The organism is Candidatus Poribacteria bacterium (assembly GCA_021295715.1).
In the GTDB taxonomy this organism is placed as follows: domain Bacteria; phylum Poribacteria; class WGA-4E; order WGA-4E; family WGA-3G; genus WGA-3G.
This window is the reverse complement of record JAGWBV010000006.1, coordinates 1-12,820: the sequence shown is the minus strand read 5'-3', so window position 1 is coordinate 12,820 and position 12,820 is coordinate 1. Positions and strand designations below refer to the sequence as shown.

Annotated in this window: 8 protein-coding genes; 3 read left to right on the top strand and 5 right to left on the bottom strand. The window is 49.0% G+C overall.

What is annotated here, in order from left to right; genetic code table 11:
* Positions 1-13: 13 nt before the first annotated feature.
* The 3 genes from J4G07_03145 (at position 14) to J4G07_03135 (ending at position 3,750) form a co-directional block, all read left to right on the top strand.
* On the top strand, positions 14-1,510 hold the full coding sequence (locus J4G07_03145) for a sulfatase-like hydrolase/transferase (GenBank protein ID MCE2412978.1): 1,497 nt from the start codon (positions 14-16) through the stop codon (positions 1,508-1,510).
* A gap of 287 nt (positions 1,511-1,797) precedes the next feature.
* Positions 1,798-2,880, top strand: coding sequence for a membrane dipeptidase (locus tag J4G07_03140; GenBank protein MCE2412977.1), 1,083 nt, complete (start codon positions 1,798-1,800; stop codon positions 2,878-2,880).
* Positions 2,881-3,402: 522 nt separating this feature from the next.
* The gene (locus tag J4G07_03135; protein MCE2412976.1) at positions 3,403-3,750 is read left to right on the top strand and encodes an STAS domain-containing protein; all 348 of its coding nucleotides are present in this window, start codon (positions 3,403-3,405) and stop codon (positions 3,748-3,750) included.
* 133 nt (positions 3,751-3,883) lie between these two features.
* On the opposite strand, the gene J4G07_03130 is transcribed toward J4G07_03135, so the two are convergent.
* The 5 genes from J4G07_03130 to J4G07_03110 all read right to left on the bottom strand — a co-directional run bounded on the left by J4G07_03130 (position 3,884) and on the right by J4G07_03110 (position 12,332).
* A complete protein-coding gene (locus tag J4G07_03130; GenBank protein ID MCE2412975.1) occupies positions 3,884-5,233 on the bottom strand; it encodes a DUF4159 domain-containing protein in 1,350 nt (449 codons plus the stop codon).
* Positions 5,234-5,384: 151 nt separating this feature from the next.
* The gene (locus J4G07_03125; GenBank protein MCE2412974.1) at positions 5,385-5,969 is read right to left on the bottom strand and encodes a DUF1854 domain-containing protein; all 585 of its coding nucleotides are present in this window, start codon (positions 5,967-5,969) and stop codon (positions 5,385-5,387) included.
* 2 nt (positions 5,970-5,971) lie between these two features.
* Positions 5,972-7,735 carry an ABC transporter ATP-binding protein gene (locus J4G07_03120; protein MCE2412973.1) on the bottom strand — a complete coding sequence of 588 codons (1,764 nt, stop codon included), beginning with the start codon at positions 7,733-7,735 and terminating at the stop codon, positions 5,972-5,974.
* Between the two features lie 1,096 nt (positions 7,736-8,831).
* Entirely contained in the window at positions 8,832-9,950 is a 1,119-nt protein-coding gene (locus J4G07_03115; GenBank protein MCE2412972.1) for a mandelate racemase/muconate lactonizing enzyme family protein, read from the bottom strand.
* Positions 9,951-10,091: 141 nt separating this feature from the next.
* Positions 10,092-12,332, bottom strand: a complete 2,241-nt coding sequence (locus tag J4G07_03110; protein MCE2412971.1) for a carbohydrate binding family 9 domain-containing protein — start codon at positions 12,330-12,332, stop codon at positions 10,092-10,094.
* Positions 12,333-12,820 lie beyond the last annotated feature (488 nt).

Below are 12,820 nucleotides of genomic sequence, written 5' to 3'. Positions count from 1 at the left end.
TGGTATCGTAGTTATGACCCATAACCCGAATCTCATTCTCATCTATGGCGACGACCTCGGACGCGGGATGCTGAGCTGCTATGGACAGCGGCATTTCGAGACACCGAATATCGACCGTTTGGCAAACGAGGGAATGCGATTCAACCATGCCTACGGTTGCGCATTTTGTGCCCCCTCCCGTGCCAGTATGCTGACAGGTCTCCACGATTGCCACGACGGGACATGGACCTATACCCAAGGCGGGGTGTATGACAGGCTGAGTGCTGGTGAGCTAACACTGGGTCAAGTGACAGAGTTAGTGCATACAACTGGACTCCAAGCGGATCCCGATGATGTCTTCTTGGCACAGATTGTTGAGGCAGCCGGTTACGCCACGGGGCAGATCGGGAAACTTGAGTGGGGTTTCGCTACAACAGGGGCACGTATCCGTCGACACGGGTGGCAGTATCACTACGGTTACTACGACCATGCGCGTTGCCACGGCTTTTATCCGCCTTTCCTCTTTGAAGATGGACAGGTGACGAACATTCGAGGCAATACGCATGCCAACTGCGGGGTGAATCTGGACTGGGAATCCGATGAGAGTGCTGCGCGTCGTGCGGATCGACAGGGGAAAGCCGTATATTCTCAAGACATCTTTAACGAAAAAATTGTTGAGTTCCTTCGCACCCACCGTGACGAACCTTTCTTCCTCTATCATCCTTCGCAGTTACCGCATGGACCGATTGCCATTCCTGACATCCATCCAGCGGTGAAACAGTCTACCGAATTGACGACGTTTGAAAAAGAATACGCTTCCATGATCCTAAAACTCGATGAAACCGTAGGAATCATCTTGGACGAGCTTGAACGTCTCGGTATTGACGACCGCACGATGATTATCTTCTGCTCCGATAATGGGCACGAAGTGTATGCCAAGGAGGAGGGACGAACCTCTGGTCGGACGAAGAATTTGGACGGTGAACCCTTCGACGAAATTACAACGAAGTTCTATTCGGAAACAGGGGGCGATGTGTTCAACGGTAACGACGGGATGGGTGGTCTGAAATTTTCAAGCTGGGAAGGCGGCACGCGAATCCCTTATATCGTCCGTTTGCCCGGAAGGATTGCACCCGACCCTGTGTCCAACCACATGCTCACAAATTACGACCTGATGCCAACCCTCGCCGACTTCATCGGGATGGAATTGCCCCAACCCAAAGATGGCGTATCGTTCTTACCGACTTTGCTTGAACAGCCCGATATTCAACAACACCGTGAATGGGTTGTATATGCCTCTCGACTCGGTCCCGCATTGGTAACGACAGATGGTTGGAAATTACGGTATATCAATAGCACGGACAGTTTCCAATTGTATCATCTCCCCCACGACTATCGCGAGGAAAACGACATTTCCGCAGATCATCCTGACCTCCTTGCCCGACTGAGTGGATGGCTACTCAATGCTTGTGACGGCGATTACCGAAACGGGACACCTCAAGCACATTTCGCAGCGTATCCAGAGTTTTAATCTATGATCCCTTGGACTGTGCTCCGCTACGCTTACGTGCAGATTTTTCGGTAGGAGGGAACCCCGATTCCCGATTGTCAGTGGGTTGGGTCGCGATTCAGAGATTGCTCCTACAGAAGATATGTAAACTTAATTAGAGATTTATCATAAAGTGTAGCCTGCAACAATACGCAGAAATCCGCAGAAACGCCCAAGCAAAAACCCCAAGCAAAAACACGCAGGCGGATCTACGGAGAGGTGCCTCATCCATCAAACTCACCTGACCGAACCGCAAGGAAAATTTAAAAATGCTTATTATTGATGCACATCTCGATTTGTCAATGAATGCTTTACAAGGCAACCGAGACTTGCTGAATTCCGCCTACACGATTCGCACCCAAGAAACCGGAATGCCTCGTAGGGGGCAAGGAACCGTGGCTCTTCCAGAGATGCGGCACGGACGCATTGCCCTGAGTTTCGTTACCCTGTTTGCCCGCTCCACCGGTAGACCTGCCCCGCATTTCGATTTTGCTTCGCCTGTTCAAGCCTGCGGTGTCGCCCAAGGGCAATTGGCTTACTATCGCGCTTTAGAAGCAATAGGACACGTCCGTGTCATCACGAACAACGAAAACTTGGACAGCCATATCGCCGACTGGCAGGCATGGGAAAACGACGAGACGACTGATAAAAGCGACCCTGATGGAACGCCGCCTTTGGGATTCGTGATTAGTATGGAGGGGGCAGACCCGATTCTTCAACCCGATCAGTTAGAGGTATGGGTTGATGGTGGTTTGCGTCTGATCGGACTGACGCACTACGGTCCTGGACGCTACGCCGGTGGAACGGGCACAGAGATCGGATTGACTGAACTCGGTCCGCCTTTGTTGGCTGAAATGGAACGTTTAGGTGTTATCCTCGACCTCACCCACTGCTCCGATCAGTCGTTCTGGCAGGCGTTGGAACACTACAACGGATTAGTCCTTGCCAGTCATAATAACTGCCGCGCATTGGTTCCGCATCAGCGTCAGTTCAGCGATGAACAATTACGTGCGATTTTTGAGCGCGGTGGGGTCATCGGTGCCGCTTTTGATGCATGGATGCTTCACCCAGGCTGGGTTACTGGTGAAACTCCGCACGACAAGGTGACCTTGAGCACCGTCGTTGACCATATTGATTATATCTGTCAGTTAGCAGGCAACAGCGGTCATGCTGCTATCGGCACGGATTTAGATGGTGGCTATGGTCGTGAACAATCTCCCAGCGATTTGGATACTATCGCTGACTTGCAAAACTTAACAGGCTTGTTGGAGGCTCGCGGCTACAGTGCTGATGACATCGCCGCCATCATGCACGGCAACTGGCTTCGGTTCTTACATGACGCATGGGGTTAGAAAACTTATACCATTTCTATAAGTTTATATCGCATTAACCACGACGTTCATCCAGACCCCGGTAGGTGCGGTTTCTAACCGCACCGGGCATAACCCAAAACAGTAGGACCTTTTAAGAGGAATCATCAATCAGAATTGGTATTATTTAACTCAAATTTTCTTCATTTGGGGTGGAGTCACTGCCTAAGATTTCTGCAATTTGTGGGGTAAGATCAGACAATATCTGTTCTATTGGACATAGACAATACTTTCCCTAATTGATTGGGCAATATGTCGAACCCGAATCCCTTGAAGCCCGCCTACCGTAAGCACATCCACCGGCTTTCCAAGAATATCTTCGAGATAGTCTGCAAACTCCATGAATTTGAAACCGAAAACTAAATCACCCTAAGACCCTAAATCTTGACACTTAAAATAAAATCGGAAATCTGTTATGATTTAATCTCTGACAGAATGCGTGTTTTTCTGTTTCTTGGCACTAAAATCGTCTAAACTTTGGTATCGAAATGGCAGACTAAACTTATGCAAATTAACATCCAAACCAAAAACTTCACAGTCTTAGAGATTAAGGGAAGAGTTGTCGGGCAAGATGCGCTGATCCTCAAAACCATGCTTGAAGAACATATTCAACAGCTTGAGGCACAAGGTGGAGTACCAACGCTGATTTTTAATATGGCTAGTGTACAAACCATGGATAGTGCAGGCTTAGGGGTCCTGATCACGACCAGCACCCAAATCCGCCAGAGCGGCGGACGCACCTCACTTGTTAACGTCAATAGAGGCATCAGACGTATGCTAATTCGGACGAACCTGAATTCGCTCTTCGAGTTCCCAAAAAACCTTGCAGAAGCAATAGCCAGTAGTTTCTAATCGGCAGATGGTTATCGATTATCGGTAAAAAATGTTCGTTAGAACTCAAGCAGTAGCCTGCAACACCGGCGCAGGTAGATTTGAGAAAGTGGCTCCAAAATATGAATGCCCATTCTTCCTCCGCAAGTTAAAATTAAAAATCCTTATATCCTGTCCTATCCGTATTCCCACCATATTTCAGTGCATAAATCAGCAGATTCGACATAAACCGATAGACATCTGTCGAGCGTCGGAGTCGTAACATCGTGCGACTCTCGATCTCTGCGGTTTCCATCGCACACAGGTAATCCTTGCGATTGTAGACCACTGCCAACCGATCATCGATAGTAATCCCTTTCTGAAAACGGAACTGCGTGGGTTGTGCGTTGTTTTCGTTGCCCCAGAACACATCGCCGCCTATCGGTGGTTTCGGCAAAGTGTAATAGATGCTATACACCTCATGCTCGTGCGGAAGAATTTCAAGCGGATACTCTGGGAAAATTTGTTTGAGTTCGTCGGCGACAATGTGTGCGAAAAGTCCATGGAAACCGCAGTCATCGAAAAACAGCATTCCGCCCTTTTCAACGATATATTTCCGAAGTGCTGCGCGTTCTTCTGGTGTGAAACCTGTCTGCAATGGACCATCTTTCGCAAGCCCCCGCCCGACAGTGATGTCTTTATCGTGTCCTGTCATGATGATGAGCGGGGCATCCATAATCTGGGGATCGGTGATCCGTAGCGCGCCGCCAGCGAAATCCATATCCGCCCGAATCGGGGTCTGTTCCTCCAACCATTTGATGAGCGCAGGAATAGCCGTCGGATCCTGCCACCAATCCGAGAGCGAATGTTTGAGTCGGATTAAGCGAATATGCCCGCGAATCTCGCTTCCTGTGCCTTCAAGGACACCCCCCAATTTCTCCTTCGGTATTTTCACAAGGTTCCGAAACGCCGTATCAAACCCGTCTCCCAAACCACTCGTCGGTAAGGAGCCATCCAAAAATTCTGAGAGTCCGGTTTTCGACGCGTTTGTTCCTCTGCTCCTTGTTGAATAGTTATCAGTTTTCAGCTGTCGGTTATCAGTTAAAGAGGACTCTGATTTAACCAAATCTCCTCTTAACTGACGGCTGACGGCTGACGGCTGACGCCTATTCGGCAGTGTGGGTGCTACCGAAAGTTCCACCGGATTCAGCATATCCGTTTCGATGTCCAACGGTGGTACTTGGCGCACAACCTCCGTTTCGTTTCTCGGAAGTTGGTTTATCTGAGACGTTTGTGTCGGTGTGTGAACCGTGGATGTTTCTCTTAAAAGTGGTGTGTTCGAGACGGCACGTCGGGTCGGTCGGATTTCTACGTCTGTCCTTGCAGGATTCAGCGTAACGATTGTTGCCTCAAAGGTATCTTTGTTCAGTTCCGGTTGTCCTGAAAACAGCAACGCCGCAATTATGGCAAAGAGTAGATGCAACCCAATTGAAGCAATAACTGCATGCAAACGTCTCTGTTTCATTTTTTGGTTTACCTTGCGGTTCATTAAAATGAGAACTTCGCCATAGGTTGGGTTGAACGGGGAGGACTAAAACGCTGGTAACTCAAGAGAAACTGGTGTTTCGTTCATGCTCCTATATTGTCGGTACTTCGAGTGAAACCCAACATTTTGCTTATAGGTGTCTCTGAATCTGCTGGTAACTCTCTGCATCCAGTGTTCGGTAATCCGGAATATCGTATCGATTGCCTCGGACATCTGTCACGAAAAGTCGCGCAGGCGGCACCTGTTTGATGTTCTGATTCAACCCACGCACCGCGAAGGTTACACGACCCCGCTCCGTTTCAACCTCCCATTCATGGATACCGAATTGCTCTTTCACCCGATACACCTTCTGGATTGTTGGCGTGAAATATCGTTTATCCAACTCTTCCTGCAGGATTTTGAGGCTTTCCGCCGTGAGTTCCGATGGGTTCACGAGGATCCCAATTTCGGTGTCCTCATCCGCAGCAAGCGAGATATAACTATCCGGATTGCTGAGGGGCATCAGTCGTCTCACCACTACGCGCAGATAGCAGGCTTCATCCCGAATTTCAAGCCGCACCGTTCCCACCTCAGAACGCGTGAACGTCAGTTCAGAGGCATCCAAGTAGCGCGGCGTGAAGTCATCTGATTCGGGTGGTTCTGGCTTCGCTGTCGGTGCCGCAGCAAGTAGGAGCGAGCTGTGCTCGCGATTCCGCTCTGTATTTTCGTTTGACATGTTTACCTCTCCACTGCTTGTGCTGCTGCGCGAACATTAGCGGCTTCGCGTTGGGTTTCTACGAGTTTGTAGTAGATACCCTTTTGTTCCATGAGTTCCTCGTGAGAACCGCACTCAACGCCTTTGCCCTTTTCAATCACGAAAAGCCGATCGGCATTTCGGAGCGTAGAAAGTCGGTGGGCAATCGCAAACGTCGTCCGGTTCTGCACGAGCCTGTCGATCGCTTGTTGGATTTTCTTCTCAGTTTCCACATCCACGGATGAGGTGGCTTCATCAAGAATCAGAATCCGTGGGTTGTGCAAGATTGCCCGGGCGATGGAGATACGCTGTCGTTCGCCGCCAGACAGCCGTCCGCCGCGTTCGCCGACTTCCGTATCGTAGCCGTCCGGGAACTTGACGATGAATTCATGAGCGTTTGCCGCTTTCGCCGCTGTGATAATATCCTCCATAGTCGCATCGGGATGGGCGTAGGCGATGTTCTCGGCGATAGTTCCACTGAACAGATACGGCTCTTGTAACACGACCCCAATCTGTCGGCGCAGATCCTTCAGGTCAATCTCCTTGATGTCCTCACCATCGACCTCTAAACGTCCAGAGTCCGGCGTATAGAACCGACAAATCAAATTGATGAGCGTCGATTTCCCCGCACCCGAATGCCCAACGAGTCCGATCATTTCGCCCGGTTTCACGTGGAGATTGATGTCCCGAAGCACCGGTTTATGTGAATCGTAACCGAACGTCATGTTGTGGAATTTGACTTCTCCGGTAATCTTCGGCAGTGATTTGAGGTTGCCATCGTCTAACTGTTCCGGTTGTGAGTCGATGACTTCAAAAAGCCGTTCCGCCGCCGTCATTGAGCGGGAAGCCCAGTTAATCAGCGGGCTGATATAGCGCAACGGTTCGTAGAACATCATCAAATAGGCGTGGAAAGCCATCAGGGTACCGAACGTCATTGTCCCACCGATAATGTTGAGACCACCGACATACCAAACGATGAGGGAACCTAACTGGACAGCGAACATCAGCGGTGGATAATAGGTTGCCCAAATTAGCTCAGCGTGGGTTTCGTAGTCTCGGGCATCTACGTTCGCATCGTCGAACCTGTTGACTTCATTCCGTTGTTGTCCGAACGCACGGACGACCCGAATGCCGGATACCGAATCGTTGACGACATCGAACAATTTTGAGCGACGGCGCCACGCGCGGTGCCAAAGACTTCGCACTTTCTTCCAGAACCAACCCGCCCCAAAGACAATTATGGGGATCGGGATTAAGATGAAGCACGCCAGTTTCCAGTTCATCCAGAACAGCATCCCTCCGATCCCGAAGAAGAGCAACAGTTCTACTGCGAGAAACGAGAGTCCCTCTAACATGAAGTCTTGAAGCCGTTCACTATCCTCTGTGATGTGCGAAATAACCGTTCCTGTTTTCCGTTTATCGAAGAATCGGATAGACAGGTTGTGCAAGTGCTGATAGACGTGCGCTCGGATATTCGCCGCGACGCGGAACGTCAACCAAGCCCCCAAACGTAGCCGAAAAATTGTGAAAATTTCACGGATGATTTGTATCGCTAATAGCGTGCCTACAGCAATCGACAAGGCGAATGCCGCCGACTCAAAGTTGCGGAAAAGAGAGCCTAACCATGTTCTTGAGGCTTCCGCAGCAGCGGTATCGACCTCACTCGGCATCAGGATATCGTCAATCAGGATGCGAGAGAAATACGGCGGTGCTAAGGAGATAAGTGTGCCGGCAATCACGAAGAGCATGAAAAGGATTGCCCGACCACGATACGGACGTATGTAGGACAGAATCCGCAACATCACCTTGTGTTTTTTCGTGCATGCCGGGCAAGGCGAAAACTCATCTGGCAACGGTAAACCACAAGATTGACAGAATTGTTCCTCCGGTTTGTAGTCCCAAATCGGTGCTTCATCCCGTTTGCCATCTCGGTACTCAATTTCGTCACCGATGAATCGAGCGACAAATCCGAACTTTGCCGCGTAACCATTGGAGTACCGAATGAGATCAACTGTGCCTTCTTGTGTTTCCAGAACCAAGATCCCCGCATCCACGACGATCTCGGCACGAATGCCAAGCACACTCTTATAAGGGATATAGTGAAGCACCTCACCCTCACCTGTTACGGTGAAGATCGCAGCGTCCGTTAGCGCAAACCATTCTTCGCCGTAGCTACCGGCTGAACTTATATCACTTTGCACAGCGAATCGGATCTGTTCAGGGCGAATGTCTAATTTTTCGAGTGTTTCTTTAACTAAACTGGGGATCGGGTCAAGCGTCCCCGTGGGTGTTTCTGCAGTTTCCATTCCGTCTTTGTTCCCCCGTACTTACTTCCCCGGCGTCCGTTCGTCCGGATATTTCCAAAGAACTTTGCGATCAATAGATTTCCAACGACTTGAATCAACGCGTTGGACGACATATATCTTTCGGCCACACCGGCATTGTATGTCGTGAACATGTCCATTTGAGCAGGTTTTTTTCTCAACAAAGTCAATACTATCTTGATGCACGCGATAACCGTGTTTACATGAATAACAAACTAAGTACATCACAAATACCTCGATCCACTCTACTTGATCCTTTTAACCTATTTTGACAGATATACTTCAGATAATTCGACTTCTTATACCATCTCTAAAAGTTTATATCGCATTAGCCTCACCGTCTACCCGGATCCGGTAGGGTTTTTGATAGGGTGTTTCTTCACGGTTTCCTAACCAGGGTTCCCACCCGTTACTGGGAAGGGACGCCGGGCATAACTCTTTTAAGAGGAATCATCAATCAGAAATGGTATTAGGTATTACTTTCAAACCCTAAAATTCAAAGTGGACAGAACACTACGCTTTAAACAGCAACAGAATGCTTCTCCAAAACCGTATCGTTCAATTCAACACCGAGTCCCGGTTTTGTTGACGGAATAATGTATCCATCTTCCCACTGTATCGGCTCCTTGAGGATATCAGTATGGAAGCCGTCCCATGTATGGATACCTTCCTGAATCAGGAAATTCGGGCTACAGACATCCAACTGGATATTCGCAGCACCCCCAATCGGACCGCCATACAGATGCGGTGCGATCTGGGCATAATGCGCCTCGCCCATAGACGCGATTTTCTTCGCTTCGAGGATGCCGCCTGTGATTGTCAAATCCATCTGCAGAATAGATGCCGCCTGTTGTTCCAGTAGATCTACGAACTCGTATTTCGTCAACAGTCGTTCTCCGGTGGCAATCGGAATGCTCGTTGATTGTGCAACGCGTGCCATTTCCTTGACATTTTCAGGCGGTAGCGGTTCCTCGAACCAGAGCGGGTCGTAAGGCTCGACGCGTTTCGCGAAACGGATTGCACTGTTTGTGTTGAACTGTCCATGCGTGCCAATCAGAATATCGCACCTATCGCCTACAGCATCGCGAATTCCTCGGATGACGCTTTCTGCGTAGTCGAGCGTTTCCAATCTATCTGCAGTGCTCGGATTGACTGGATCGAACTTGACTGCGGTAAATCCTTTTTCGACGTAAGAGAGCGCGAGTTCCCCGGTCTTTTCTGGAGAATCGCCCTGCCGCCATGGAAGCAAATATGAATAGGCGCGCAGTTTCTCGTGGAACATACCGCCCAACAGATTGTAAATCGGTTGGTTCAGTGCTTTTCCAACGATGTCCCAGCACGCCATCTCAATCGCACTCATCGCAGGACTCGTCAGCGGACCTGAATGCCGCACGCATGGTCCCTCATAAAGGGTAGACCAGATCCTTTCAATCCGAAATGGGTCTACACCAATTAGGTAACGTTCTCCCCAGTCTTTGATGAGTTCGATGACGACATGGTTCAATTGCGTATGATAGGTACATTCGCCTACACCTTCGATACCGTCATCGGTTATCAGTTTGACGAAAATCCAACGCCTTCCACCCCAATGCGGTGGCGGCACATCAACGAGATACGTTTTCACATCAACAATCTTCATTTTTTAAACTTTCCTTGCGGTTCGTTGAGGCGGTTTTGTGGTTTGACACCCTTCCATTTTTCTATACTTCCGACCTTCCTGTAGCCGAGTGCTGCGAATCTTGTAGCTTTCTGACTGCTGATAGCTGACTGCTGACTGCCATTATGGATTCCACCAATAGGTTACCTTGCCAACCAAGGTGGTATCCAGCAATCCCGATGTTATACTGTCTGTCCCATACGTCTGATTGAAAACAAAATAGAAATCACTACCAGGGCTGTAGATGTAATTGACTAAGAAATTCGTGGTAACCAGATTCCGATCACTGTTCCATTGTACGAAAATCTTGGTAAAGAGATCAGTGGAAAACGAATAGACAACACGTCCACCAAAGACGTTTGTATCAAAAGATGTTGTTTGGTCAGGCGCGCCCTGTTGTGGCAGTGTGACGCGATTAAACTCGTATCTCGGTTCCAAACTGAAGCGTCCACCGAACCGAAGATCGAGACGGAGGTCAAATCCGCGTCGGGTGCCGTTATAGAAATCTCCAACATTGAACCCAAAACGTCCGTTAAAGACTTTGCCTTCAGCATTGAGCATGAGGCTGTAGTTATTGTAACTGTATTTGCCTCTCGGAATGATAATTCCTTCTCGAATCTCAAAATCCTCGACGAGGTTCTCGAAATTTCGGTAAACTCGGAGACCACCCCAACCGTTCGTTTCCAATTCAAGCCACGTGCTCCAGATAAAAGTTCGTGTTTCCAGTTCATTGTCTGAATTCAGGATGATGTCAATCTCCGGTCCAGCCCACAACCGACGAAACCCGTTCCAGTGGAGATAAGGCGTGGTTCGCATTTCGCCCCGAAACCATCGGCTGCCTGTGCGATACACATAGCCGACTTCCGGGTTGAAATCCTCACCGATGTCCGTATAAGAAGCGTTTATTCGTGCGACTTCGCTCTGCCAATTGCCGCCGAGGTAAAACGCGTTTGGATTTTCGCTTGGTAAAGCACTGTTTCCCGATGGAGCTTGCCTGCTGAGTTCGCGCGATTCAAACGTGCGTGCCCAGAGACCTCGGAAATTCATCTCGCCCGTGGGACGATAGATAAAATCAACGCCAGTCGCGCTGTTGTGTGCATCGAGACCTTGCTTATTAATTCCAATCACACCGAGACTCGACCCAGTGAATAGATCGCGCTTGATACGCAAAACTGAATAGTTCGTCCTATCAACATCGACCGCGTCCAAATGTTCCGTAGCCTCCGCTGCATGTTTATCCGTGAGAACATTCAACAGTCCTACACCGAAGCCGCCCACTTTACCGGTAATCTTTCCGCCCGCCATAATCGGGACAGCGTGTCCTTCTTCAATACCGATGCGACGGCTATAAAAAAGTAAGAGCGGCGGCGGCGCATTGAAACTCGTCCGTGGGATACCAAAGTCGAATAATCCCGCGCCTTCCAAAAAGAATTGACGTTTCTCTGGGAAAAAGAGGCTGAACCGGGTCAAATTCGCTTGTTCCTGATCCGCCTCGACCTGTGCGAAATCTGTGTTGACGGTTAAATCGGCGGTTAGATTTGAAGTAACGCTCACCTTCATGTCCGCCCCTAAATCGAGCACGCCAACTGTCCCTTCTTCCTCTGTCCGGGCAACGCCAGGCAAAAGATACGGCAGAAACTCAATATTTCGGCGTTGTGAGATCCCAGATAAACCCGTGAGCGTCCCTAAGTCCGTCGTCCGATAGCGTGCCAGGAACGTATACGCTGCTGGCACGGGGGACCAGGTGCCTTCTTCCTGATTTTTTCGGACGGTGCGTCCGAGGTTCAGACCCCATGTCAGTATATCTTCCTTTTTAAACCGGAGTTGACTGAATGGAATCGCGATTTCTGTCGTCCAATTATCGCCGTTAATTTTTGCGCGAGCGTCCCAGACTGCATTCCAATTCTCATTTCGACTGTCGCCACTGTCCATGAGCGCGACATCTTCCCGCGCACCCAACGGATTGACACGGAAGAAGAAACCACTCCGCCGGTCGTTATAAGTATCCAACAGCACAAAGACGTTGTCTTGGTCCCACATCATCGCATCACGGCGCATCTTATTGGCAATAATCTTAGAGCGTTCGGGTTCACTGCAGACAAAACCGAAATAGATGTGTCTGTCATCGTAAAGAATCCGAACCTCTGTGGATTCGGTCAGCGGTTCGCCTGCATCGGGTTCAAATTGCGTAAATTGACGGATAGGCGTTGCTTTCTGCCAATCAGACTCTGAAAGTTCTCCGTCGATTTCGATGCTCTGGTAGGTGCGGGATGCCTCCACCCGTAGTTCTTCGGTTTCGGCATGCACACCAGCACTCAGGCAAAGGAGAAGTAGAATTGATAGGCATCTACATAGATAGTCCATAGTGTCAAAATTAAGAAACCCTTCCCTGTGTTTATCTTAAACTTGTTTCTATTATACCACATTTATTGAAATTCTGCATGTCTACATGTCTAATTGATACGATTTTAGGGCTATTCCGTTTTGGTTTCTACCGACCTTAGGAAACCCAATAAGTGGACATCTCAATAGAAGCGAAAGACTCCATCCCCGCTGGCGAGGTTTCATGAAAATTAAGAATTTAATTCGGTAATATTTAATTTCCCAGCCTCGGTAGGTGCGGTTTCTGAACCGCACCGGATATAATTGTGGAATTACCGAAATATTTATTTAAACTTCATATAATCTCGCCTCTTTAGAGAGACTCAGTAATTGTAAAATCTACCATAAATGACCCTAATTGACTGTTCACTTAAACTTGTCATTTTTGGCAGTCTTGATGTATAATATATTAACCCAAGTTGCTACGAACCAGTTTTGAACGTCTAAAGAAAGTTTTTCAAGCATTCTCT

Excerpts from the sequence above, each read along its gene's own strand:
- J4G07_03145 (MCE2412978.1), top strand. The coding sequence starts at position 14 with ATGACCCATAACCCGAATCTCATTCTCATCTATGGCGACGACCTCGGA.
- J4G07_03140 (MCE2412977.1), top strand. The coding sequence starts at position 1,798 with ATGCTTATTATTGATGCACATCTCGATTTGTCAATGAATGCTTTACAA.
- J4G07_03135 (MCE2412976.1), top strand. The coding sequence starts at position 3,403 with ATGCAAATTAACATCCAAACCAAAAACTTCACAGTCTTAGAGATTAAG.
- J4G07_03130 (MCE2412975.1), bottom strand. The coding sequence starts at position 5,233 with ATGAAACAGAGACGTTTGCATGCAGTTATTGCTTCAATTGGGTTGCAT.
- J4G07_03125 (MCE2412974.1), bottom strand. The coding sequence starts at position 5,969 with ATGTCAAACGAAAATACAGAGCGGAATCGCGAGCACAGCTCGCTCCTA.
- J4G07_03120 (MCE2412973.1), bottom strand. The coding sequence starts at position 7,735 with ATGCTCTTCGTGATTGCCGGCACACTTATCTCCTTAGCACCGCCGTAT.
- J4G07_03115 (MCE2412972.1), bottom strand. The coding sequence starts at position 9,950 with ATGAAGATTGTTGATGTGAAAACGTATCTCGTTGATGTGCCGCCACCG.
- J4G07_03110 (MCE2412971.1), bottom strand. The coding sequence starts at position 12,332 with ATGGACTATCTATGTAGATGCCTATCAATTCTACTTCTCCTTTGCCTG.